This window comes from Kitasatospora sp. NPDC058478 (assembly GCF_042720345.1).
In the GTDB taxonomy this organism is placed as follows: Bacteria; Actinomycetota; Actinomycetes; order Streptomycetales; family Streptomycetaceae; genus Kitasatospora.
This window is the reverse complement of the sequence record NZ_JBHXML010000056.1, coordinates 34,839-57,483: the sequence shown is the minus strand read 5'-3', so window position 1 is coordinate 57,483 and position 22,645 is coordinate 34,839. Positions and strand designations below refer to the sequence as shown.

Below are 22,645 nucleotides of genomic sequence, written 5' to 3'. Positions count from 1 at the left end.
GTTGATCCACCGCAGCACCCCGCGAGCGGGCAAACACACCACCACGATCGGAGCACCGTCATGCGCAACGCCACGTTCGGTACCAACGGACCGGAGACCGGCGTCATCGGCCTCGGCTGCATGGGGATGACCTGGGCCTACGACGTGCAGAACCGGGACGACGAGAACTCCGTCCGGGTGATCCGGCAGGCGCTGGACCTCGGCGTCACCCTGATCGACACCGCCGACATGTACGGCCCCTACACCAACGAGGAGGTGGTCGGCGCCGCGCTGGCCGGCCCGTACCGGGAGCGCGCCTTCCTCGCCACCAAGGTCGGCATCGTCCCGGGCGGGTCCGGCCAGTCGGCCCGCGACGGCAGCCCCGAGCACGTGCGCCGCTCGATCGACGACAGCCTGCGCCGCCTCGGCACCGACCACGTCGACCTCTACCAGCTGCACCGGGTCGACCCGGCCGTCCCGATCGAGGAGACCTGGGGCGCCCTCGCCGAGACCGTCGCGGCCGGCAAGGCCCGCCGGATCGGGCTCTCCGAGGTGACCGTCGAGGAGATCAAGCGGGCCCAGTCGGTGCACCCGGTGGCGTCCGTGCAGTCCGAGCTCTCGCTCTGGACCCGGGACGTGCTGGCCGAGGTGCTGCCGTACACCGAGGAGCAGGGCATCGCCTTCCTGCCGTTCTCGCCGCTCGGCCGGGGCTTCCTGACCGGCAGCATCGCCTCCTTCGACGAGCTGCCCGCCGACGACTTCCGCCGCCGGCTGCCGCGCTTCCAGCAGGACGCGCTGAAGGCGAACCTGGCACTGGTCGGCAGGGTCAAGGAGGTCGCCGAGCGGATCGGCGCGACGCCCGCGCAGGTCGCGCTGGCCTGGGTGCTGGCGCAGGGCCGGCACGTCTTCCCGATCCCGGGCACCAAGACGCCGCGCTACCTGGTGGACAACGCGGGCGCGGCCGAGGTCGTGCTCTCGGCGGCCGATCTGGCCGACCTGGATGCGCTGCCGACGCCGACGGGCGAGCGGTACTGAACGGCGAGCGGTGCCGAACGGCCAGCGGTGCTGAACGGCGAGCGGTACTGAACGGCGCTGGCTGCCCGGGTCGCCGGCCCAGGTCGCCGGCCCGGGTCGCCGGCCCCGCCTCGGAGCGCCGTCAGGCCTCCCGGACCCAGATCAGCTGCCGCCCGGTCTCGGCGGGAGCCCGGACGGCGGCCTCGGCGACCCGGTCGAGCCGGTAGCCGAGCTTGCGCGGGACGGCCGCGCTGGCGCCGTTCGCCTCGTCGCAGTGGATCTCCACCCGCGCGATGCCGGGCAGCGCCAGGGCGGCCTCGGTCAGCGCCCCGGCCGTGGTGGTGGCGATGCCGCGGCCGGCGTGCCGGGCGGCGACCCAGTAGCCGATCTCCAGCGCGCCGGGGCCGATCCGGCCGTGCAGGCCGAGGGCGCCGACCACGCCGCCGGGTTCGGCGTCCAGGCCGACCAGGTACATGAAGTCGGTGCCGGCCTCCCAGGCGAGGGAGCCGGCCCGGGCCAGCTCGGCGGTCTGCGCCCGGGTGGGGGGCTCGGCCGCCCACTCCATCCAGGGCCGCAGGTGGTCCAGGTTGGCGCGGACGGCCTTGTTGAGCGCCACCGCGTGCGTGCTGCGGCGGCGCAGCAGCGAGATCCCGCCGGGCAGCCGCAGTTCCTCGGGCGGCCGCCCGGTGGTGACGGCGGTGGGGCCGGGCACGTGGAGCGGGGCGGGCGGGTACTTGCAGGACCGTGACTGCGGGTGGCTCATGACCGCGATTATGTCCTTGGCCGGGACCTGTCACCAATGAATTCCGGACGGCCTCCCACCAGGCCTCTCGCCAGTCCCCGCCACACCCCGGCGCGCCCGGCCGCACTCCCGGCGCACCGGGGCTCGCACACGCCCGGCGGTCAGAGCCTGATCAGCACCTCGTCCAGCTCCTTGCGCCGCAGATCCGGCACCCGCGCCCCCTCGGCCGGGTAGCCGACCGGGATGACGTACGCGGCGCGCTCCTCCAACGGGCGCTCGCAGACCTCGTTGAGGAACTTCATCGGGCTCGGCGTGTGGGTCAGCGTCGCCAGCCCGGCCTGGTGCAGCGAGGCCAGCAGCAGTCCGACCGCGATCCCCACCGACTCCTTGGTGTAGTAAGGGCGCGGCGAATCGGGCCCCTTGTGCACCTCGAACACCACGATCACCGCCGGCGCGTCCTCCAGGAACGGCTTGCGCCAGTCGGTGCCGATCGGCGCCAGCGCGGCCAGCCATTCCTCCGACGCCCGGTGCGCGTAGAACTCGCGCTCCTCGGCCTCGGCGGCCTCGCGCAGCCGCCGCTTGCGCTCCGGGTCGGTGATCACCACGAACCGCCAGGGTTGGACGTGCGCGCCGCTGGGCGCGGTGTTGGCGGTCCGGATCGCCCACTCGACGACCCCGTCCGGGATCGGGCGGGTCGCGTAGTCGCGGACGGTCCGGCGCTGCGCCATCACGTCGTGGAAGGACCTGCTGCGGGCCTCGGCCTCGTGGGCCGGCACCGTCATCGGGGTGAGGGGGACGGTCGGGTAGGGCGTCCCTGCCACTGCACTGTCAACCATGGCCGACAGCACAGCACATGACGGCCGCGCCGGGAAGAGGTCGAGACCAATCCGCAGATCAGGTCCATCCGGCAGGGCCGCCCGGCGGGTCCATCCGGCAGGGCCGCCCGGCAGGGCCGCCCTGCCGGACGGGACTACAGCTCGTGCACCCGCCCGTCCCGGACCTCGATCCGCCGGTTCACCGTGACGGTGTCCAGCATCCGCCGGTCGTGGGTGACCAGCAGCAGGGTCCCGGTGTACGAGCCGAGCGCCGCCTCCAGCTGCTCGATCGCCGGCAGGTCCAGGTGGTTGGTGGGCTCGTCCAGCACCAGCAGGTTGACCCCGCGCGCCTGGAGCAGCGCCAGCGCGGCCCGGGTGCGCTCGCCGGGGGAGAGGGTGCCGGCCGGGCGCTTCACGTGCACCGCCTTGAGGCCGAACTTGGCCAGCAGGGTGCGCACCTCCTCCGGCGTGAACTCCGGGACGGCGGCGGCGAAGGCGTCCGCCAGCGGCTCGCCGCCGAGGAACAGCCCGCGCGCCTGGTCCACCTCGCCGACCACCACGCCGGAGCCCAACGAGGCGCTGCCGCCGTCGAGTTCGAGCCGGCCGAGCAGGGCGGCCAGCAGCGTCGACTTGCCCGCGCCGTTGGCGCCGGTGATGGCGACCCGGTCCGCCCAGTCGATCTGGAGGTCCACCGGGCCGAAGGAGAAGTCGCCGCGGCGGGCGACGGCCGCGCGCAGGGTGGCGACCACCGAGCCGGAGCGCGGCGCGGTGGCGATCTCCATCCGCAGCTCCCACTCCTTGCGCGGCTCCTCGACCACGTCCAGCCGCTCGATCATCCGCTGGGTCTGCCGGGCCTTGGAGGCCTGCTTCTCGGTGGACTCGGCGCGCTGCGCCTTTCCGATCTTGTCGTTGTCGGAGGACTTGCGGCGGGCGTTGCGCACGCCGTGCTCCATCCAGCCGCGCTGCATCCGGGCCCGGGCCTCCAGCCCGGACTTGGTGTCGGCGTACTCGTCGTACTCCTCGCGGGCGTGCCGGCGGGCCACCGCGCGCTCCTCCAGGTACGCCTCGTAGCCGCCGCCGTACAGGTTGACCTGCTGCTGGTGCAGGTCCAGCTCCAGCACCTTGGTGACGGTGCGGGCCAGGAACTCGCGGTCGTGGCTGATCAGCACGGTGCCCGCGCGCAGGCCCTTGACGAAGGCCTCCAGCCGCTCCAGGCCGTCGAGGTCGAGGTCGTTGGTGGGCTCGTCGAGCAGGAAGACGTCGTAGCGGGAGAGCAGCAGCGAGGCGAGGCCGGCCCGGGCGGCCTGGCCGCCGGACAGCGCCGTCATCGGCAGGTCGAGCGAGACCTTCAGACCGAGCGAGTCGGCGACCTCCTCGGCGCGCTCCTCCAGGTCGGCGCCGCCCAGCTCCAGCCAGCGGTCCAGGCTCGCCGCGTACGCGTCGTCGGCGCCCGGGCGGCCCTCGACCAGGCCCTCGGTGGCCTCGTCCAGCGCGGTCTGCGCGGACGCCACGCCGGTGCGGCGGGCCAGGAAGTCGCGCACCGACTCGCCTTCGCGCCGCTCCGGCTCCTGTGGCAGGTGGCCGATGTTGGCGGTCGCCGGGCTGAGCCGCAGCGAACCGCCCTCGGGGGTGTCCAGCCCGGCCAGCAGCCGCAGCAGCGTCGACTTGCCGGCGCCGTTCACGCCGACCAGGCCGATCACGTCACCGGGGGCGACGACCAGGTCCAGGCCGGAGAAGAGGGTGCGTTCGCCGTGACCGGCGGCGAGGTCCTTGACTACGAGTGTGGCGCTCATGATGAGCCCGATTGTAGGAGGAGCGGGCCGGGTGGCGGAAAAGCCCGGGGCCGCGGCGCGGCTGCCGCGGCCCCGGGGACCGGCCACGCGGGCCGGTCAGGACCTACCGGACCCGGGAGGTCACCCGGGCCTCGGCGGTGCTCCGGGCCTCAGTGGGGCCCCGGGCCTCAGTGGTGCCCCGGGGCCTCGGTGGTCACTTCGACTTCTTCGAGAAGTAGTCGAACATCCGGGCCGCCACGTCGTCCAGGTACGGGCCGGCCTCCCAGGTGCTGGCGCCGTTGCCGATCGAGGTGTCGCTGACCAGGGCCGGCTTGCCGTCCTTGGTCGCGACCCAGCCGCCGCCGCTGCTGCCGCCGGTCATGTTGCAGCCGATCATCAGCATCGCCGGGCGGCTCGGGTCGCCGGTCTTCTTCACCGGCTTCCCGCTGTCGCAGTGGTCCAGCTCGACGCCGTCGAACGGCTTGCCGGCCGGGTAGCCGTAGGCGCTGACGCTGTTGAACTGCTCACGCGGGGCGTTGAACCAGATCGGCACGGAGCCGCCGACGGTCTCCTCCAGCGACTTGCCGTTGCCGCTCGGGTTGGCGACCTTGATGATCCCGAAGTCGTACTGGCTCCACGGGCCGCCGTGCTCCGGGTCGGCCTCGGCCGACCACTGCGGCGAGACCATGCCGGCGGTCGCGCCCCACTCGCCGTACGGCTCGGCGTCGGTCTCGTTGGCCTGCTTGCCGCCGCTCAGCAGGCCGTTGCTGTTGTAGGCCGGGGCGAAGGAGATGTTGGTGTAGTACTGGCCGCCCTTGCCGCCGTTCAGGCAGTGGCTGGCGGTCCAGACCAGGTTGCTCTTGCCGGGGTTGGCCGGGTCGGAGACGACGGTGCCGGAGCACACGTAGTCCTCGTTCCCGTCCTTGAAGAAGAGCTTGCCGTTGACGTGCAGGTTCTTCGCGAACGGGTGCTGGGTCGGCTTGGCCTCGATGACGGTGGGCAGCGCGTCGCCGGTGCTCGGGGGCTGGGCGGTGGTGGGCTGCGCCGGGACCGGGGTGGCCGGCTTCGAGGTCGGCTGGGCCGGGGCCGCGCCGGTCGGCTGGGCCGGCGGCTGCGTCGGGTCGGGCTGCGGCTGCGGCATCGGCTTGGGCTTGGCGTTCAGGATCCGCTGCAGGGTCCAGTAGCCCTTGACCGCCGGAGTGATCACGTTCTGCTGGGCCCACTTGTCCCAGTCCTCGAACTTCCAGGTCTTCAGCTCTTCGGCGGTCGGCAGCTTGATCGGTGCTGCGCCCGGCTTGCCGGTGGCGCCGGCCGCGACCGTCGGAGCCGTGGTCCGGGCCACGACCGGGTCGCTGTTGTCCGGGCCGCACGCGGTCGCGGCCAGCACGGTCAGCGCGGCGACGGAGGCGCCCAGGACGGCACGGTTCGGCCGGTACATCGGTGACATGAGTTCAAATCCCCCTGTGAATAACCGCCATGCGACCCCTTCCTCGGGTACGGCTCCGGGGAGCCGCAGGCATGGCAGGGGAGGAGTCTGCCATGCGGATAAAGGCCTCCTTGCGTACACCCCCGGACTGGGGCGGGGTCGTCACCGGATGGGCACCGGACCGGCACCCGCCCTCCTCCGGGCGCCCGGAATCCGGTCGGGCGGCCGCTTCCCGGTGCGTGTCCAGGGGTGCTTCCCGGTGTGCCGAAATTCGGTTGTCCGCGTCCGGCGCCGTGCGTAGCGTGGACGGAGTCACCAGCCAGACAAGGAGAAGGCCGTTGCTCTACTGAGGTCCCGAGACACCGCCCCCGCCGCGCAGGCCCTTCGCCGCGCGGTGTGCGAGTGTGCGACCTCAGTCACGGCCCCGTGGCGAGCCCGATCCGGCTGATCCGGATCCGCCCCGCCCTCCCCCCGGCCGTACCGGCCCGCACCCGCGGTGTCTCCCCGTGTTGCTCATCGTTCCCTTCGGCAACCACCCGGGAGGCCCTCCATGGCACAACCCACCACCGCCGTCCTCTGCACCGATCTCACCTTCGAGTGGCCCGACGGCAAGCCCGTCCTGGACGGCTTCCACCTCGCCGTCGGCCCCGGCCGCACCGGCCTGATCGGGCTCAACGGCGCCGGCAAGTCCACCCTGCTGCGGCTGATCGCCGGCGAGCTGACCCCGACCGGCGGCACCGTCCGGGTCGACGGCGAACTCGGATACCTGCCCCAGGGGTTGACGCTGGACACCACCGTGCGGGTGGACGAGGCGCTCGGCATCCGGGCCACCCGCGAGGCCCTGCACGCCATCGAGTCAGGGGACTCCGACCAGCGCCACTTCGATGCCGTCGGCGACGACTGGGACGTCGAGGAGCGCGCCCGCGCCACCCTCGACCGGCTCGGCCTGCACCGCCTCGGCCTCGACCGCACCACCGGGGAGCTCTCCGGCGGCGAGGCCGTCCTGCTGCGCCTCGCCGCCCTGCTGCTGCGCCGCCCCGACGTCCTGCTGCTCGACGAGCCCACCAACAACCTGGACCGGACGGCCCGGGAGCGGCTCTACGAGACGGTCGCCGGCTGGCACGGCGTCATGCTGATCGTCAGCCACGACCGCGAACTGCTCCAGCACGTCGACCAGATCGCCGACCTGCGGGACGGCGCGGTCACCTGGTACGGCGGCAACTTCGCCGAGTACGAGCGCACCCTCGCCGCCCAGCAGGAGACCGCCGAGCGGCTTCTGCGCAACGCCGAGGCCGACGTCGAGCGCCAGAAACGGGACTTGACCGAGGCCCGCACCCGGCTGGACCGCAGCGCCAGCTACGGCAAGAAGCGCTCGGTCACCCGCAACGACCCGCACATCTTCGCGGGCAAGCTCAAACGCCAGGGCCAGGAGACGGCCGGGCGGCTCCAGGGCATGCACACCGAGCGGCTGGAGGAGGCCCGGCAGCGGCTCACCGCCGCCGAGGAGGCGGTGCGCGACGATGCCGAGATCCGGATCGACCTGCCGCGCACGGCCGTCCCGGTCGGGCGCACCGTGCTCACCCTGCAGAAGGTCCGGCTGCCCTACGGCACCACCGCCGACCTCGACCTGCGCGGCCCCGAGCGGATCGCCCTGGTCGGCCGCAACGGCTCCGGCAAGACCACCCTGCTGCGCACCATCGCGGGCGAACTCGCCCCGCTGGAGGGCGAGGTCAGCACCCCGGTGCCGTTGCGCCACCTGCCGCAGCGGCTCGACCTGCTGGACGACAAGCTGACCGTGGCGGAGAACGTCAAGCTGTTCGCCCCCGCCGCCGGGGACAACGCGATCCGTGCCCGGCTGGCCCGCTTCCTGTTCCGCGGCGGCCGGGCCGACCAGACCGCCGCGACCCTCTCCGGCGGCGAGCGGTTCCGGGCCACCCTGGCCGCGCTGCTGCTGGCCGACCCGCCGCCGCAGCTGCTGCTGCTCGACGAGCCGACCAACAATCTGGACCTCGCCAGCGTCCGCCAGCTCACCCAGGCGCTCGCCGCCTACCAGGGCGCGCTGATCGTGGCCAGCCACGACGTGCCGTTCCTGCGCGGTCTGGGCCTCACCCGGTGGCTGGAGCTGGACGGCGAACTGCGGGGGGTGGATCCGATGTAGCCGGTACGGCGCGGGCGGCCTCGCCCGCGATGCGGCCGCTACTGCTCGCCGAGGACGCGGCGGGCCGTGCTCAGGGCGGAGTCCTTGAGCCCGGCCGGCTCGTCGTCGGTGAACACCGGCGTGCGGATGTCCGGCGGGATGCCGGGGCCGTCGAAGGTGCTGCCGTCGGGCGTGAGGTACTTCTCGTTCGGCAGCACCACCATGAAGTCCGGCGAGAGGGTCTTGATCAGCACGTCGGAGAAGACGCCCTGGGTGTTCTCGCCGATCCGGACGACGTGCGGGGAGCGGCCCATCAGGGTCTGGGTGAAGGTCTCGGCGGCGCTGATCGACAGCGAGGAGGTGAGCAGGGCGACGGGGCCGGTGAAGTGCTCGGTGTGCGCGGGCCGCACCACGACCGGCTGCGGCCGGGTGAACTTCGTGGGGTCGGCCGGGTCGTCGCGGGCCACCTTGCGGTAGGCGACGTACGGGCGGTCGGTGAGCCGGGCGGCGATCTGCTGCCCGAGCGCGTCCGAGCCGCCGCCGTTCAGCCGGACGTCGATCACCAGGCCGTTGAGCCGGTCGGGGTCGGCGAGCAGGGCGTCCAGCGCCCGGTCGAGCTCCTTGGCCTGGGCGGCGAACCCGCCGGTCGCGTAGCCGTCGAAGCCGCTCACCCGCAGGTAGCCGACGCCGTCCGGGAGCCGGCCCACGCCCAGCCGGCTCACCCCCTGCTCGTTGACGGCGAACTCCTGTTCAGGGCCGATCAGTTGTGCGTCGACGGCCTTGCGGGCCGTGTCCCGCAGGGCGGGCGTCGACTTCAACGAGCCGTCGCGCCGGCCGGAGTAGACGCCGGTCGGGCCGGTGCCGGTCACCCGGGCCAGACCGGTGTGCGCGTCCTTGAGCGGGGTCAGCAGGTCGATGAAGATCTGCTGGAGCTGGTCGGTGGTGGTCGCCGGAGTGATCTTCGCGCGCTGCTCGTCGCGGGCCGCGTGCCAGTCGATCCCCTTGGCGGCGAAGAAGGGGTAGTTCTCCTCGAAGGTCTCCCAGAACCGGTCGAAGACCGCGAGCGGGTCGTTGGGGGCGGGCCGGGTGCACAGCGCCGGCAGCGCGTCCAGGCGGCGCAGCGTCTTGGTGCCCGTCCCGCCCTCCTCGGCGTCGATCGCCCGGCGCCCGCCCGGCTGCGGGGTGAGGGTGAGGGCGTTGTCGCCCAGGACGTACCGGATGGTGCCGTCCCGGCCGGGGGCGCCGTCCTGCGTCCCGGTGACCCACCCCGGCATGCAGCTGTGCGTCGTCACGTCGTAGGTGACCAGGCTGCTCCCGGAGACCACGGCCACCAGGCCGTACCCGTCCATCTGCCAGACCCCCTGGAGGGACCTGCCCCGTCTGTCCTGGCCGTCGGCCTGCGTCGCGGCCACCCCCGGCGCCGCCACCGCGACCGTCGTCGCGAGCGCCACCGCCGTGGCCGCCACCGTCCTGCCCACTGCCGCTCTGCCCACTGCCGCCCCGCTCGCCGCAGTCCTGCTCGCCGCGGCCCTGCCCACTGCGGTCCTGCCCACTGCCCTGCGCGTCATCTCCGGCCTCCGCCGAACCGCCCGGCCTCCCCCGCGGAACCGCTCCGCCGCCTTGCCCCCGACGCTACGGCGGCCCCCACCGCCCCGGCGTCATCCCGCGCGCCCGACCCCCGCCCGACTTGGGGGCTACCCGCGGCTGCGCCGAAACCACTCCGCGGGGGTATCGACAGCAAACCCTTTTGACGGCGGGTGAAAATCCTCCGTTGATGGTCCCAACTCCGGTGCGCTCCAGTACCATCGGCGCCATGCCTGCGCTCAACATCGAGTACACGGAGCACGAGCTCGCCGCGATCCGCGAGGCCGCCGCCGCGGACGGCAAGAGCATCAAGGCGTACATCCACGACCTGAGCGTGCGGGAGCAGCAGCGGCGGGTGTTCGTGGACCACGCGGTGGCGTTCTGGAAGTCGCACCGGGCGGAGTTCGACGCCGCGTTCCCGGAGGACGCGCCGGCGGCGTGAACGGCGCGGCGGGGGTGCGGGGATGATGCTGTTCCACGTCGACCTGCGCTGGCTGCTCGACGTGCAGGAACTGGCCTCGCCGGAGGACCTCAGCGTGCGGGACTACTCCGCGCTCCAGGCCGCCGTCGCCCGGCACCGGGTGAACACCGCGCAACTCGGCCACGACGCCGACGCCGCCTGGTGCGCGGCCACCCTGATGCACACCATCGTGCTGCTGCGCCCCTTGCCGGTGCGCAACAACCTGTACGCCTGCATGACGACGGCCGCGTACATGCACGCGGCCAAGGAGGGCGTCGACCCGCCGTACGGGGCGCTGGTCGAGCTGGCCCGCGACATCGCGGCGGGCGGGGCGGACGTGTTCGCGGCGGCCGACCGGATCCGCTCCTGGCGGATCTGAGGCCGGCCGCCGCGCGGACGGTCACCCGGGAAAGGGCGTCCCCGGAAAGCGCCTCTGTGAAAGGGCGCCCTGGGGAAGAGGCGCCCCCGGGGAGGCCGTCATCCGTGCCCGGGCATTCAGGACTTGGCGGACCTCAGCTTGCCCGCGACCAGCGTTCCCAGCCGGTCCAGCCCGACCACGGCGGCGGCCAGCACCACGAACTCGACCGTCAGCAGGGCTATCTGGCCCCAGACGTAGCCGTAGCCCTTGGTGGTGGGGTCGAAGAAGAAGTAGGGGTAGGGCGTCGGGTAGTCGTCGAACAGCGCGTTCCGGGCGAGCACGATCGCCGCGTAGCCGAGCGGGAAGGCCAGCCAGAGCGGGATGTCCTTCCAGGCCGCCGCGTTGCGCGGCTTCAGCACCAGCCAGTCGGCGATCACCATCACCGGCGTCACGTAGTGCAGGAAGAACGACGACCAGTGCGCGAGCTTGTCCGGCCCGCTGACCAGCCCGGGCAGCGGGTTGGCGCCGTGCTGGAGCAGGACGTGCGAGACCAGACCGGTGATCAGGATGTACAGGGTGGCGGCGCCGCGCAGCCGGGGTGCGGGCGCGTCCACGGTGTCGCGCTTGAGCATCCAGTACACGGCGCCGATGAAGTAGCCGAGCACGATGACGTTGCTCTGCACGGTGAAGAACACCAGCGGCGCGGTTCCGAGGGTCAGGCCGAGGCCCGCCGAGAGCACGATGCCCATGCGCCACCACAGCGCGGGGCGGGTCCGGACTGTCATGCGGCCACCAGTTCGTTTCAGGCGATACGGGAGGTATCGGACGGCTAAGGGGGAACGTCGCACTCTACTCGCAGGTAGCAGCGGGACGGAAGAAACGGTCCTGCTCAGGGCGGTGGCCAGGTCGGCCCCCGGCTCAGGCCATCCGGTGGATCAGCCGGTCCTCGTCGTCGGTGCGGCCGTCCGGGTCCGGGAGCAGCCCGAGCCGCTCGGCGAGCCGGCGGGACGGCACGTTGTCCGGGTGGATCAGGGCGACCACCGGCACGCCGGGGAAGCGCGGCAGCGCCTCCGCCATCGCCGCCCGGGCCGCCTCGGCGGCGTAGCCCAGGCCCCAGGCGGACGGCCGGAAGCGGTAGTAGAGGTTGAACACCCGCTCGCCGTCCAGCGTGTGCAGGTAGAGCCCGGAGAACCCGATGACCACCTCCGGCTCCTCCCGGGTGGACACGGTGCAGTACCCCACCCCGTCCCGCGCCCAGTCGGCGACGAAGCCGTCCAGCATCTCCCGGCTCGCCGCCCGGTCGCGGTGGGGCCCGTTGGGGTTGTACCGGTTGGTCTCCGGATCCCCGTGGATCGCGAACACCGCCTCCACGTCCCCCTCCTGGGGCCGTCCGAGCACCAGCCGCTCGGAGGCGGTGACGATCGTGCGGGTGGCGTGTCCGGTGGCGTGTCCGGTGGTGGTCATGGCGCTTCCCCCGTGTCGTTCGTAATAGGTCTACCGCACCATAGGCCATTACCCTGACAGTCGCCCGACCATTTCCGCCCACCCGCCCCGGCTACGGGATCGGCTCACGCTCGATCGCCTTGCCCCCGGCGGTGAGGAACCGGCGCAGTCGCTCGGGCGGCAGGCGGCAGGCGGCGGCGAAGTCCTCGGCGGCGGTGTTCATGGTGGGGGAGGAGGTCTTGTTACCGGCGGGTCGCTTCTCTATCATCGCGGGTGTTACAGCTTTACTGTCAAACCCAGAAGGGTTCTGCAGCCAGTGCGTGACACGAGCAGTCCGCCGGGCGCCACAGCCACCGGCCCCGGCCCGTTGGCGGGGGTGCGGGTGGTCGAGCTCGCGGGGATCGGGCCGGGGCCGTTCGCGGCGATGCTGCTGGCCGACCTGGGCGCCGACGTGGTGCGGGTGGACCGGCCGGATCCGTCGCCGCTGGGCATCGATCCGGCGTACGACGTGACCAACCGGAACAAGCGGTCGGTGCTGGTCGACCTCAAGTCCCCGGCGGGGCCCGGCCTGGTGCTGGACCTGGTCGAGCGGGCGGACCTGCTGATCGAGGGCTACCGGCCCGGGGTCGCGGAGCGGCTCGGGGTCGGGCCGCAGGACTGCCTGGCCCGCAACCCGGCGCTGGTGTACGGGCGGATGACCGGGTGGGGGCAGCAGGGGCCGCGCGCCGCCAGTGCCGGGCACGACCTCGGGTACGCGGCGGTGGCCGGGGTGCTCGGCCTGGTCGCGGGGCCGGGCGGGCCCGAGGAGGCGCCCGGCATCCCGGCCAACCTGCTGGGCGACTACGCGGGCGGCTCGCTCTACCTGGTCGTCGGCCTGCTCGCCGGGCTGCACCACGCCAGGAGCACCGGCGCCGGCCAGGTCGTCGACGCCGCGATCGTGGACGGCGCGGCGCACCTGTCCAGCATGCTGTGGGGACTGCTCGCGGCCGGCCACTGGCAGGACCGCCGGGGCGCCAACCTGCTGGACGGCGGCGCGCCGTTCTACGCGGTCTACCGGGCGGCCGACGGCGGACACCTGGCCGTGGGGGCGCTGGAGCCGCAGTTCTACGCCGAGTTCGCCCGGCTGCTGGAACTCGGCCCGCAGGCGCCCGGGCAGTACGACCTGGCCCGCTGGCCCGAACTGCGGGCCCTGATCGCCGACCGCTTCGCCACCCGGACCAGGGCCGATTGGGAGGCCGTCTTCGCCGGTTCCGACGCCTGCGTGGAGCCCGTGCTGACGATGCATCAGGCGGCCCGGGAGGAGCACCTGTTGGCGCGCGGCACCTACGTCGAGGCGGGCGGCTTCACCCAGCCCGCCCCCGCCCCGCGCTTCTCCGCCACCCCCGGCGCGCTGCGCCGCCCGCCGGCCCGGCCGGGTGCGGACACCGTCGAGGTGGCCCGCGACTGGGCCGTTCCGTCCCTCAACTCCGATGCAGGACAAGGAGCGTAGCGTTGCAGCGCGAGATCTTCACCGAGCAGCACGAGGACTTCCGGGCCGCCGTGCGGGCCTTCCTCGCCAAGGAGGTGCTGCCGCACTACGACCGCTGGGAGAAGGCCGGCATCGTCGACCGATCCGCCTGGCTGGCGGCCGGCCGCCAGGGCCTGCTCGGGATGGCCGTCCCCGAGGAGTACGGCGGCGGGGGCGCCCCGGACTTCCGCTACGCCGCCGTGCTGGCCGAGGAGTTCGCCCGGGCCGGCGCCTCCGGGCTGGCGATCGGCCTGCACAACGACATCATCGGCCCCTACCTCACCTCGCTCGCCACCGAGGAGCAGAAGCGCCGCTGGCTGCCCGGCTTCTGCAGCGGCGAGCTGATCACCGCGATCGCGATGACCGAGCCCGGCACCGGCTCCGACCTCCAGGGCATCCGCACCCAGGCCGTCGACCGGGGCGACCACTACCTGCTCAACGGCGCCAAGACCTTCATCTCCAACGGCATCCTCGCCGACCTGGTGGTCGTGGTCGCCCGCACCACCCCCGAGGGCGGCGCGCACGGGCTGAGCCTGCTGGTGGTCGAGCGCGGCGCGCCCGGCTTCGAGCGCGGCCGCAACCTGGACAAGATCGGCCAGAAGGCCCAGGACACCGCCGAGTTGTTCTTCGAGGACGTCCGGGTGCCGAAGGCGAACCTGCTCGGCGAGCTCAACGGCGGCTTCGTCCACCTGATGCAGAACCTCGCCCAGGAGCGGCTGACCATCGCGGCCGCGGCGATCGCCGGCGCCGAGTACCTGGTCGAGATCACCACCGACTACGTCAAGCAGCGCGAGGCCTTCGGCCGCCCGCTGGCCAAGCTCCAGCACGTGCGCTTCGAGATCGCCGAACTCGCCACCGAGTGCGCCGTCACCCGGGCCTTCGTCGACCGCTGCATCACCGAGCACAACCGCTACGCGCTCACCCCGGCGGACGCCTCGATGGCCAAGTGGTGGGCCACCGAACTACAGAAGCGCACCGCCGACCGCTGCCTCCAACTGCACGGCGGCTACGGGTACATGAGCGAGTTCCCGGTCGCCCGGGCGTTCACCGACGGCCGGATCCAGACCATCTACGGCGGCACCACCGAGATCATGAAGGAGATCGTCGGCCGGTCCGTCCTCGGCTGAGGCCTCCCGCGAAACCCCCTGCCCCGAAAGGCGTTTGACCGTGACCACCGAAGCGTACGTCTACGACGCGATCCGCACCCCGCGCGGCCGGGGCAAGGCCACCGGCTCGCTGCACGGCACCAAGCCGATCGACCTCGTCGTCGGCCTGATCCACGAACTGCGCAACCGGCACCCCGAGCTGGACCCGGCGGCGATCGACGACATCGTGCTCGGCGTGGTCAGCCCGGTCGGCGACCAGGGCTCCGACATCGCCCGGATCGCGGCCATCGCGGCCGGCCTGCCCGACACGGTGGCCGGCGTCCAGGAGAACCGCTTCTGCGCCTCCGGGCTGGAGGCCGTCAACCTGGCCGCCGCCAAGGTCCGTTCGGGCTGGGAGGACCTCATCCTGGCCGGCGGCGTCGAGTCGATGTCCCGGGTCAAGATGGCCTCCGACGGCGGCGCCTGGTTCTCGGACCCGATGACCGCGTACGAGACCAACTTCGTCCCGCAGGGCATCGGCGCCGACCTGATCGCCACCATCGAGGGCCTCTCCCGCACCGACGTGGACGCCTTCGCCGCCGAATCCCAGGCCCGCGCCGCCAAGGCGCAGGCGGACGGCCTGTTCGACCGCTCGGTGGTCCCGGTCCGCGACCGCAACGGCCTGGTCGTGCTGGAGCGCGACGAGTTCATCCGCCCCGGCACCACCGTCGAGACCCTGGCCGGCCTCAAGCCCTCCTTCGCCGGCATCGGCGAGGCCGGCGGCTTCGACGCCGTCGCCCTGCAGAAGTACCACTGGGTCGAGGCCATCGACCACGTCCACCACGCCGGCAACTCCTCCGGCATCGTCGACGGCGCCGCGCTCGTCGCCATCGGCAGCCGGGAGATCGGCGAGCGGTACGGGCTGCGCCCTCGCGCCCGGATCGTCTCCGCCGCCGTCTCCGGCTCCGAGCCCACCATCATGCTCACCGGCCCCGCCCCGGCCACCCGCAAGGCGCTCGCCAAGGCCGGGCTCACCGCCGCCGACATCGACCTGGTCGAGATCAACGAGGCCTTCGCGGCGGTCGCCCTGCGCTTCATCCGCGAACTGGGCTTCCGGCCCGAGCAGGTCAACGTCAACGGCGGCGCGATCGCCCTCGGCCACCCGCTCGGCGCCACCGGCGCGATGCTGCTCGGCACCGTGATCGACGAGTTGGAGCGGCGCGACCTGCGCTACGGCCTGATCACCCTGTGCGTGGGCGGCGGCATGGGCGTCGCCACCATCGTCGAGCGCATCTGACCCACTGTCCCTCGGATCCCCTCGGAGACCCTGAACTCATGAGCGACACCACCACCATCCGCTGGGAGCAGGACCAGGACGGCGTGGTCACCCTCGTCCTCGACGACCCGACCCAGTCCGTCAACACCATGAACGAGGCCTTCACCGCCGACCTCGACGCCGTCGTCGACCGGCTGGCCGGCCTCGCCGCCGCCGACGGGCTGCGCGGCGTGATCGTCACCTCCGGGAAGAAGACCTTCTTCGCCGGGGGAGACCTCCGGCTGCTCTCCGCCGCCCGCCCCGAGGACGCCGCCGCCGTCTTCGAGAAGTCCCAGCGGATCAAGCGCGCGCTGCGCAGGCTGGAGACCCTCGGCAAGCCGGTCGTCGCCGCCGTCAACGGCAGCGCGCTCGGCGGCGGCCTGGAGATCGCCCTCGCCTGCCACCACCGGATCGCCCTGGACAACCCCGCCAGCCGGCTCGGCCTGCCCGAGGTCACCCTCGGCCTGCTGCCGGGCGGCGGCGGAGTGGTCCGCACCGTACGGCTGTTCGGCATCACCGATGCCCTGCTGAAGTTCCTCCTGGAGGGCCGCCAGTACCGCCCGGCGCAGGCCCTGGAACACGGACTCGTCCACGAACTCGTCGCCACCCCGGAGGAGTTGACCGCCCGGGCGCGGGCCTGGATCGAGGCCGACCCGGCCGCCGTCCAGCCCTGGGACGTCAAGGGCCACAAGATCCCCGGTGGCACCCCCGCGACCCCGGCGTTCGCCGCCAACCTGCCCGCCTTCCCGGCCAACCTGCGCAAGCAGCTGAACGGCGCGCCCTACCCGGCCCCGCGCAACATCCTGGCCGCCGCCGTGGAGAGCGCCCAGGTCGACATCGACACCGCGATGGCGATCGAGGCCCGCTACTTCACCGAGCTCGCCTGCGGACAGACCAGCAAGAACATGATCCAGGCGCTGTTCTTCGACCTCCAGGCGGTCAACTCCGGCGCCGGCCGCCCCCAGGGCGTCGAGAAGCGACTCGTCCGCAAGGTCGCCGTGCTCGGCGCCGGGATGATGGGCGCGGGCATCGCCTACACCTGCGCCAAGGCCGGCATCGAGGTCGTGCTCAAGGACGTGAGCATGGCCGCCGCCGAACGCGGCAAGGCCTACTCCGCCGGGCTGCTGGACAAGGCGATCGCCCGCGGCCGCTCCACCGAGGCCAAGCGGGACGCGCTGCTCGCCCGGATCACCCCCACCGCCGAGGCCGCGGACCTGGCCGGCTGCGACGCGGTGATCGAGGCCGTCTTCGAGAACACCGAGCTCAAGCACAAGGTGTTCCAGGAGGTCGAGGGCGTCCTCGCCCCCGACGCGCTGCTCTGCTCCAACACCTCCACCCTGCCGATCGGGCTGCTCGCCGAAGGCGTCGAGCGCACCGCGGACTTCATCGGACTGCACTTCTTCTCCCCGGTCGACAAGATGCGCCTGGTCGAGATCATCCGCGGCCCGCAGACCGGCGACGAGGCCCTCGCCCGCGCCTTCGACCTGGTCCGGCAGATCGACCGGACCCCGATCGTGGTCAACGACTCGCGCGGCTTCTTCACCTCGCGGGTCATCGGCCAGTTCCTCAACGAGGGCGTCGCCATGGTCGGCGAGGGCGTCCCCCCGGCCAGCATCGAGCAGGCCGCCGCCCAGGCCGGCTACCCCGCCAAGGTGCTCTCGCTGATGGACGAGCTCACCCTCACCCTGCCGCGCAAGATCCGCGACGAGTACCGGCGCGCGGTCGAGGCCGCCGGCGGCAGCTGGACGCCCCACCCGGCCGACGCGGTGGTCGACCGGATGGTCGACGAGTTCGGCCGTCCCGGGCGCAGCGGCGGCGCCGGCTTCTACGAGTACGGCGAGGACGGCAAGCGCGGGCGGCTCTGGCCGGGGCTGCGCGAGCACTTCGGCGAGCCGGCCGCGGACGTCCCCTCCGAGGACCTCCCCTTCGAGGGCCTCCCCTTCGAGGACCTCAAGGAGCGGATGCTGTTCAGCGAGGTGCTGGACTCGGTGCGCTGCCTGGAGGAGGGCGTGCTGACCTCGGTCGCCGACGCCAACGTGGGCTCCATCCTCGGCATCGGCTTCCCGGCCTGGACGGGCGGCGTGTTCCAGTACATCAACGGGTACGAGGGCGGCCCGGCCGGCTTCGCGGCCCGGGCCCGCGAACTCGCCGCCGCCTACGGCGAACGGTTCGCGCCGCCGGCGCTGCTGGAGCGGATCGCGGCGGAGGGGCGCACCTTCACCGACTGACCGTCAGTCCTGAGCGGGTGGGGGCCGGGTGCCGGACGGCCCCCACCCGGCTCCTCCTGCGATTCCCTGCCCAGGTCCCTGCCCAGGTCCTCGCCGAGCTCTCCGTTCAGCTCCCCGCCGAGTCCTCCCGTAGTTCCTCGCCGAGTTCCTCCCGCAGCGAGCGCTGGAACGCCGTGACCAGTGCCTGCGCCACCATCGGCTGGATGTGGTCCGTCAGCGCCCTCATCAGGGCCAGCTCGTCCGGCGCCGGCTCGCTCTCCCGGTAGGGCCGCCACACCGTCTCCCGGAACAGCCGCTGCAACTCCCGGGCCGTCGCCCGGCTGTGCTCCAGCACCACCGCCCGCGCGGCCAGCAGCGTCTCCAACGGGATCGGCACGTCCAGGATCCGCACCCCCAGCGGCAGCAGGCCCGGATCCACCCGGAACAGCTCCGGATCGGCCGTCCGCTCCAACGCCCCCATCGCGACCAGGCGTTCCACCTGTTCCTCCGACAGCCCCCGCCCGGCCCGCCGCTCCAACTGCGCCCGGCCCAGTTCCTCCGCCGCCTCGGGCGTCCAGGACGCCACCAGCGCCCGGTGGATCGCCAGGTCCAGCGGCGTGCTGTCCTCCGGCAGCCGGGCCAGGTACCGCTCGATCGCGGCCAATGTCAGCCCCTGGCGCTGCAACTCCTCGATCAGCTCCAGCCGGTCCAGGTGCGCCGCCCCGTACAGCCCGACCCGGCGCGGCCCCAACTCCGGCGGTGGCAGCAGGCCCTTCGTCCCGTAGAACCGCACCGTCCGGACCGTCACCCCGGCCCGCGCCGCCAGTTCGTCGACCGTCAGCCGCACCCCGCCCCCGTCTCCCACGGCCCCGAGCTCCCCCATCTGCCGCCTCCTGCACTGGCACACTTCCACTGTGACAGCAGCAGTGTGACAGTGCCCGTCCCCCTGGTCCACCGGCTGCTCCACCGGCTGCTCCACCGGCGACGGTGGCCCGCCGCACACGTGAGTCCGCCCCCGCCGCTGGGGAGCGGCGGGGGCGGACTCGGGGTGCTGGTGCCTCTGGCCGGAGCCTGTTCTGGCCCGCGCTGTTTCTGGCCGGGGCCGGCTCTGGCCGGTGCTGCTTCTGTGCTGCGGCGCGACTGGTCTCGGTCTCCGGGGCGTGGGGCTACCGGGAGGCGGCGTCGGCCAGGTCGGCGTGGTGGCGGCGGGTGACCTCGGGGTGGGCCCGGGTGTAGCCCTTCCACTCGTTGAGGCCGAACTCGGCGAACAGCGGGTTGTCCGGATCCTCGGTGGCGCCGGGGGCGTGCCGGGCGAGCGGGAAGTCCAGCGGCTCGATGTGGGCGTCGAGGCGGGGGTTGTAGAAGAACGGGACGGAGAAGCGCTCGCGGGCGCCGACCGGGCTGACCACGCGGTGGTTGGTGGCCTTGAGGTAGCCGTCGGTGGCCACCTCCAGCAGTTCGCCGAGGTTGACGACGAAGGCGCCCGGCATTGGCGGGACCTCCAGGAAGGTGCCGTCCGGGCGCTCGACCTGGAGGCCGCCGACGGTGTCCTGGAGCAGCAGCGTGATGAAGCCGTAGTCCTTGTGGGCGCCGACGCCCTGGCCGGCGCCGTCCGGAGCGGTGCCGGGGTAGCGGACCAGCTTGAGCCGCAGGTGGGGGTGGCCGGCGAAGGCCTCGTCGTAGAAGTCGGGGCGGGCGCCGATCGCGGTGAGGAGCTCGTGCAGCAGCCGGCGGGCGGTGTCGCTGAGGTGGTCGATCCAGCCGAGCGCGGCGGTGCGCAGCTCGGGGAGCGCCGCGGGCCACTGGTTGGGGCCCTCCAGCCACCAGTACGGGGGCTCGCCGGTGCCGGGCACGTGCGGGGGCAGCTCGGCGCCGATGTCCAGCTGGTCGCGCCAGTCCTGGCTGCCGCCGGTGCGCTCGTCGCCGGTGCGGGTGTAGCCGCGGTAGTGGGGGGAGTTGAGGTTGCTCACGGCGAGCCGGTCGGCCTCGGGGAGGTCGAAGAAGGCGCGCATCGCGTCGGTGAGCGCGGCCGTCTCCTCCGGGGTGATGCCGTGGCCGACGAGCTGGAAGAACCCGACGTCGGTGGCTGCGGCACGGAGTTCGTCGTGCAGTCGGCGGCGGTCGTCCGGGCCGCCGTCGGCGAGCGAGAGGTTGATCACCGGGAGGGAGTCGGATATGGGGGTGTACTGCTGCGACATGTGTGACATCCGCTGGTCTCGTCCCGGCCTGTCCCGGTGATCGACCGGGGGATGGCCGGAGTGGCCGCCTGGTGCGGCGGGTGCTCCGGGAGCCGGGAGGTGGAGGCGGCCGGGTGGAGGCTGCCCTTGAGGGTGGGTGGCGCGAGGTTCAGCTGGAGCGTCGACAGGACATGCTTGTCACGCGGAGCAGGTCCACGTGGCGACGGCGAACAAGGATGAGCACGTCACCAGCGTAGATGACCTTGACCGGAGCGGGCGAGCCCCCTGCAGCGGAGGGCGGTCTCTCACTTGGCGGTGGCCCTTCAAGGGGTGGGAGGGGTGGAAAGCCTTGGTGCGTCGCCCCTCTCAGCCGTTGTTGAGGTAGGCCAGTACGGCCAGGACGCGGCGGTTGTCGTCGTCGGAGGGCTGGAGGTCGAGTCGGACGAAGATCGACGCGGTGTGCTTGGCGACAGCCCGCTCGGTGATCACCAACTGCTGGGCGATCGCCGCGTTGGAGCGCCCCTCGGCCATCAGCGCCAGCACCTGCCGCTCGCGCGGGGAGAGGGTGGAGACCGGGCCGGCCGAGGAGTTGTGGGTGAGCAGCCGGCTGATCACCTCCGGGTCCATCACGGTGCCGCCCCGGGAGACCCGCTGCACCGCGTCGATGAACTGGGCGCCGTCCAGCACCCGGTCCTTCAGCAGGTAGCCGATCCCGCCGGTGCTGCCGGCCAGCAGCTCGCGCGCGTACAACTGCTCCACGAACTGCGACAGCACCAGGACGGGCAGCCCTGGGTGCGCCTGGCGGGCGGCCAGCGCCGCCCGCAGCCCCTCGTCGGTGAAGCCGGGCGGCAGCCGGACGTCGACCACGGCGATGTCCGGCCGGTCGGCGGCCACTGCGGCGAGCAGTTCGTCGCCGGTCTCGACCGCCGCGGTGACCTCCATGCCGCTGGCCTCCAGCAGCCGGGTCAGGCCGTCCCGGAGGAGGAAGAGGTCTTCGGCGATGACAACGCGCACGGGATCTCCAGGTTCACAATGGTCGGGCCACCGGAGGGGCTGCTGATCGCGAGCACCCCGTCGAAGGCGGCCAGTCGGCGTTCGGTTCCGCTGAGGCCGGTCCCCCGGGACGGGTTGGCGCCACCGCGCCCGTCATCGGTGACCGATATCCGCAGCAGCCCGTCACTGTGCCCTATCTCGATCCACACGTGCGAGGCGCCGGCGTGTTTCACCACGTTGGCCAGCAGCTCGCTCACCGCGAAGTAGACGGCGGACTCCACCGGGGCGGGCGCCCGGCCGGGCAGCCCGCCGGTGAAGGTGACCGGCAGCGGGAGGTCCAGCGCGGTCGCCTCGACCGCGTCGGCCAGGCCGCGGTCGGCGAGCACCGGCGGATGGATGCCCCGGACCAGGTCGCGCAGCTCGCTCAGGGCCTTGACCGAGGACATCCGGGCCTCGACCAGCAGGGGTTGCAGGGCCTTCGGGTCGTCCTTCACCTGCTCGGCCACGGTCAGCAGCATGCCCAGGGCGACCAGCCGGGCCTGCGCCCCGTCGTGCAGGTCCCGCTCGATCCGGCGCAGCTCGGCCGCCCCGGCGTCGATGGTGTCCGCCCTGGTCCGGGCCAGATGACTGACCTGGCGGGCGAGTTCGCTCCGCCGGGACGGGCCGAGCAGGGCTCGGGCTGCCCGCTCATGCACCCGCAGGATCGGCGGCGCGGCCCACAGGGCGGCCAGCGGGGAGATGTAGAGCCCCATCATGTAGACGGGCCCCAGCGGGAGGAACGGCCCGTTCCGGCCGAGCACCTGGAGGGCGATCGGGGTCAGCACGACGATCACGGCGGTGATCGGGATGGCGCAGCCGGAGACGAGCACCCAGAGGAGGTCCCGCCAGGTCGCCGGATCGGCCAACCAGCCGCCGGCGCGCAGCCGCTGCCACGGCCCGGCGTCGACGCGGTGGTACGGCACCGGGATCGGTCGGTCGCTCCACCGGCCGACGATCCGCCGGTTCTCCGTCGCGATCCAGCGCGTGCCGAGCAGGCCGAGCACCAGCATCGCCGGCCCCAGGCAGAACGATCCGGACCGACCGCCGGGCGGGGCGCCGCCGTAGAGGTCGGTGGCCATCAGCGCGAGCGCGCCCGGCGCGAACAGGACGGCCCCGGCCGCCCGGCCGCCGCCCCCGGTGGCCCAGCAGAGCGCCCAGAGGGCGACCGGCGTCAGCGGCACCAGCAGGATCAGCGGCCCGCCCGGACCGTGGGCGAACGGCTCGGCGTCGTCGGGGCCGAGCAGGGCGGCGGCCAGCAGGACCGGCCCGGCCAGCAGCGCCATCAGCCCCGTGACGGCCAACGTGACCATGTAGAGCGCCCGCACGCCGGCCACGACGGCACCCTCCAGCTGCGCGACGGCCCTGGACACTGCGCTCGTCCTCATCCCGCGCCTCCCCTCCGGTCGGTGGCCCCGCGGCCCCGGTTGATCATCCGGCGTCAGTCTGCCGCGCCGTGACGTGCAGCGCTCTAGGTCTGCGCCCCCAATCCGGGGTGTACCTGGATACACCCCCGAGAGGCCGTCCAGACGGCTGTCCGCGCCCCGCCCCGAATTCGTAGCGTCATGTCCCGTCAGCCGGCCCGGACTTCCGGT

At 73.2% G+C, this 22,645-nt stretch carries 20 protein-coding genes; 8 read left to right on the top strand and 12 right to left on the bottom strand.

Features of this window, described 5'->3' with window-relative positions; all coding sequences use genetic code 11:
• The first annotated feature begins 60 nt into the window (after positions 1-60).
• Positions 61-1,014: an aldo/keto reductase gene (locus tag ACFWPT_RS28180; protein WP_063347013.1), complete on the top strand. Its 954-nt coding sequence runs from the start codon at positions 61-63 to the stop codon at positions 1,012-1,014.
• A 121-nt stretch (positions 1,015-1,135) separates the two neighbouring features.
• Here ACFWPT_RS28180 and ACFWPT_RS28175 read toward each other — a convergent pair whose 3' ends face one another.
• The 4 genes from ACFWPT_RS28175 to ACFWPT_RS28160 form a co-directional block, all read right to left on the bottom strand.
• Positions 1,136-1,756, bottom strand: a complete 621-nt coding sequence (locus tag ACFWPT_RS28175) for a GNAT family N-acetyltransferase (protein ID WP_363371191.1) — start codon at positions 1,754-1,756, stop codon at positions 1,136-1,138.
• A gap of 140 nt (positions 1,757-1,896) precedes the next feature.
• A complete protein-coding gene (locus tag ACFWPT_RS28170) occupies positions 1,897-2,571 on the bottom strand; it encodes a nitroreductase family protein (protein WP_380346220.1) in 675 nt (224 codons plus the stop codon).
• Positions 2,572-2,705: 134 nt separating this feature from the next.
• A complete protein-coding gene (locus ACFWPT_RS28165) occupies positions 2,706-4,343 on the bottom strand; it encodes an ABC-F family ATP-binding cassette domain-containing protein (protein WP_380485167.1) in 1,638 nt (545 codons plus the stop codon).
• Between the two features lie 193 nt (positions 4,344-4,536).
• Positions 4,537-5,769 (bottom strand): trypsin-like serine peptidase, encoded by a 1,233-nt coding sequence (locus tag ACFWPT_RS28160; RefSeq protein WP_380485165.1) that lies wholly within the window; start codon positions 5,767-5,769, stop codon positions 4,537-4,539.
• Between the two features lie 529 nt (positions 5,770-6,298).
• Between ACFWPT_RS28160 and ACFWPT_RS28155 the strand changes: the two genes are divergently transcribed.
• Complete coding sequence (locus tag ACFWPT_RS28155) at positions 6,299-7,906, top strand: ABC-F family ATP-binding cassette domain-containing protein (RefSeq protein WP_380374748.1); 1,608 nt, start codon at positions 6,299-6,301, stop codon at positions 7,904-7,906.
• Between the two features lie 38 nt (positions 7,907-7,944).
• Here ACFWPT_RS28155 and ACFWPT_RS28150 read toward each other — a convergent pair whose 3' ends face one another.
• On the bottom strand, positions 7,945-9,363 hold the full coding sequence (locus tag ACFWPT_RS28150; RefSeq protein ID WP_380485163.1) for a S41 family peptidase: 1,419 nt from the start codon (positions 9,361-9,363) through the stop codon (positions 7,945-7,947).
• Positions 9,364-9,698: 335 nt separating this feature from the next.
• On the opposite strand from ACFWPT_RS28150, the gene ACFWPT_RS28145 reads away from it, so the two are divergent.
• Together ACFWPT_RS28145 and ACFWPT_RS28140 are read left to right on the top strand one after the other, a co-directional pair.
• Complete coding sequence (locus ACFWPT_RS28145) at positions 9,699-9,911, top strand: hypothetical protein (protein WP_063351004.1); 213 nt, start codon at positions 9,699-9,701, stop codon at positions 9,909-9,911.
• Positions 9,912-9,936: 25 nt separating this feature from the next.
• Positions 9,937-10,308: a toxin Doc gene (locus tag ACFWPT_RS28140; RefSeq protein ID WP_363371486.1), complete on the top strand. Its 372-nt coding sequence runs from the start codon at positions 9,937-9,939 to the stop codon at positions 10,306-10,308.
• A 116-nt stretch (positions 10,309-10,424) separates the two neighbouring features.
• Here the strand turns inward: ACFWPT_RS28140 and ACFWPT_RS28135 are convergent, their stop codons facing one another.
• From ACFWPT_RS28135 to ACFWPT_RS28125, 3 genes are all read right to left on the bottom strand, one after another.
• Positions 10,425-11,072: a Pr6Pr family membrane protein gene (locus tag ACFWPT_RS28135; RefSeq protein WP_363371201.1), complete on the bottom strand. Its 648-nt coding sequence runs from the start codon at positions 11,070-11,072 to the stop codon at positions 10,425-10,427.
• Between the two features lie 133 nt (positions 11,073-11,205).
• Entirely contained in the window at positions 11,206-11,751 is a 546-nt protein-coding gene (locus ACFWPT_RS28130) for a GNAT family N-acetyltransferase (protein ID WP_380485161.1), read from the bottom strand.
• Between the two features lie 91 nt (positions 11,752-11,842).
• Positions 11,843-11,998 carry a hypothetical protein gene (locus ACFWPT_RS28125; protein WP_380374751.1) on the bottom strand — a complete coding sequence of 52 codons (156 nt, stop codon included), beginning with the start codon at positions 11,996-11,998 and terminating at the stop codon, positions 11,843-11,845.
• A gap of 48 nt (positions 11,999-12,046) precedes the next feature.
• On the opposite strand from ACFWPT_RS28125, the gene ACFWPT_RS28120 reads away from it, so the two are divergent.
• The 4 genes from ACFWPT_RS28120 to ACFWPT_RS28105 are packed head-to-tail and all read left to right on the top strand — an operon-like array spanning position 12,047 to position 17,865.
• Complete coding sequence (locus ACFWPT_RS28120; protein WP_380485159.1) at positions 12,047-13,219, top strand: CaiB/BaiF CoA transferase family protein; 1,173 nt, start codon at positions 12,047-12,049, stop codon at positions 13,217-13,219.
• A 2-nt stretch (positions 13,220-13,221) separates the two neighbouring features.
• Positions 13,222-14,364, top strand: coding sequence for an acyl-CoA dehydrogenase family protein (locus ACFWPT_RS28115; RefSeq protein WP_380485157.1), 1,143 nt, complete (start codon positions 13,222-13,224; stop codon positions 14,362-14,364).
• A 40-nt stretch (positions 14,365-14,404) separates the two neighbouring features.
• Complete coding sequence (locus ACFWPT_RS28110) at positions 14,405-15,619, top strand: acetyl-CoA C-acetyltransferase (RefSeq protein WP_380485155.1); 1,215 nt, start codon at positions 14,405-14,407, stop codon at positions 15,617-15,619.
• A 38-nt stretch (positions 15,620-15,657) separates the two neighbouring features.
• Entirely contained in the window at positions 15,658-17,865 is a 2,208-nt protein-coding gene (locus tag ACFWPT_RS28105) for a 3-hydroxyacyl-CoA dehydrogenase NAD-binding domain-containing protein (RefSeq protein WP_380485153.1), read from the top strand.
• A 106-nt stretch (positions 17,866-17,971) separates the two neighbouring features.
• On the opposite strand, the gene ACFWPT_RS28100 is transcribed toward ACFWPT_RS28105, so the two are convergent.
• From ACFWPT_RS28100 to ACFWPT_RS28085, 4 genes are all read right to left on the bottom strand, one after another.
• Positions 17,972-18,727, bottom strand: a complete 756-nt coding sequence (locus ACFWPT_RS28100) for a MerR family transcriptional regulator (protein WP_063347004.1) — start codon at positions 18,725-18,727, stop codon at positions 17,972-17,974.
• Positions 18,728-19,010: 283 nt separating this feature from the next.
• The gene (locus ACFWPT_RS28095) at positions 19,011-20,042 is read right to left on the bottom strand and encodes an isopenicillin N synthase family dioxygenase (protein ID WP_380485151.1); all 1,032 of its coding nucleotides are present in this window, start codon (positions 20,040-20,042) and stop codon (positions 19,011-19,013) included.
• A gap of 345 nt (positions 20,043-20,387) precedes the next feature.
• Entirely contained in the window at positions 20,388-21,035 is a 648-nt protein-coding gene (locus ACFWPT_RS28090) for a response regulator transcription factor (RefSeq protein ID WP_063347002.1), read from the bottom strand.
• Positions 20,987-22,438, bottom strand: a complete 1,452-nt coding sequence (locus tag ACFWPT_RS28085; RefSeq protein ID WP_380485149.1) for a sensor domain-containing protein — start codon at positions 22,436-22,438, stop codon at positions 20,987-20,989. Before ACFWPT_RS28085 ends, ACFWPT_RS28090 begins: the two co-directional genes overlap by 49 nt.
• Positions 22,439-22,645: the final 207 nt, after the last annotated feature.

What these genes read in the sequence shown, in the direction of transcription:
- ACFWPT_RS28180 (WP_063347013.1), top strand. Translation starts at nt 61, where the DNA reads ATGCGCAACGCCACGTTCGGTACCAACGGACCGGAGACCGGCGTCATC.
- ACFWPT_RS28175 (WP_363371191.1), bottom strand. Translation starts at nt 1,756, where the DNA reads ATGAGCCACCCGCAGTCACGGTCCTGCAAGTACCCGCCCGCCCCGCTC.
- ACFWPT_RS28170 (WP_380346220.1), bottom strand. Translation starts at nt 2,571, where the DNA reads ATGGTTGACAGTGCAGTGGCAGGGACGCCCTACCCGACCGTCCCCCTC.
- ACFWPT_RS28165 (WP_380485167.1), bottom strand. Translation starts at nt 4,343, where the DNA reads ATGAGCGCCACACTCGTAGTCAAGGACCTCGCCGCCGGTCACGGCGAA.
- ACFWPT_RS28160 (WP_380485165.1), bottom strand. Translation starts at nt 5,769, where the DNA reads ATGTCACCGATGTACCGGCCGAACCGTGCCGTCCTGGGCGCCTCCGTC.
- ACFWPT_RS28155 (WP_380374748.1), top strand. Translation starts at nt 6,299, where the DNA reads ATGGCACAACCCACCACCGCCGTCCTCTGCACCGATCTCACCTTCGAG.
- ACFWPT_RS28145 (WP_063351004.1), top strand. Translation starts at nt 9,699, where the DNA reads ATGCCTGCGCTCAACATCGAGTACACGGAGCACGAGCTCGCCGCGATC.
- ACFWPT_RS28140 (WP_363371486.1), top strand. Translation starts at nt 9,937, where the DNA reads ATGCTGTTCCACGTCGACCTGCGCTGGCTGCTCGACGTGCAGGAACTG.
- ACFWPT_RS28135 (WP_363371201.1), bottom strand. Translation starts at nt 11,072, where the DNA reads ATGACAGTCCGGACCCGCCCCGCGCTGTGGTGGCGCATGGGCATCGTG.
- ACFWPT_RS28130 (WP_380485161.1), bottom strand. Translation starts at nt 11,751, where the DNA reads ATGACCACCACCGGACACGCCACCGGACACGCCACCCGCACGATCGTC.
- ACFWPT_RS28125 (WP_380374751.1), bottom strand. Translation starts at nt 11,998, where the DNA reads ATGATAGAGAAGCGACCCGCCGGTAACAAGACCTCCTCCCCCACCATG.
- ACFWPT_RS28105 (WP_380485153.1), top strand. Translation starts at nt 15,658, where the DNA reads ATGAGCGACACCACCACCATCCGCTGGGAGCAGGACCAGGACGGCGTG.
- ACFWPT_RS28100 (WP_063347004.1), bottom strand. Translation starts at nt 18,727, where the DNA reads ATGGGGGAGCTCGGGGCCGTGGGAGACGGGGGCGGGGTGCGGCTGACG.
- ACFWPT_RS28095 (WP_380485151.1), bottom strand. Translation starts at nt 20,042, where the DNA reads ATGTCGCAGCAGTACACCCCCATATCCGACTCCCTCCCGGTGATCAAC.
- ACFWPT_RS28085 (WP_380485149.1), bottom strand. Translation starts at nt 22,438, where the DNA reads ATGAGGACGAGCGCAGTGTCCAGGGCCGTCGCGCAGCTGGAGGGTGCC.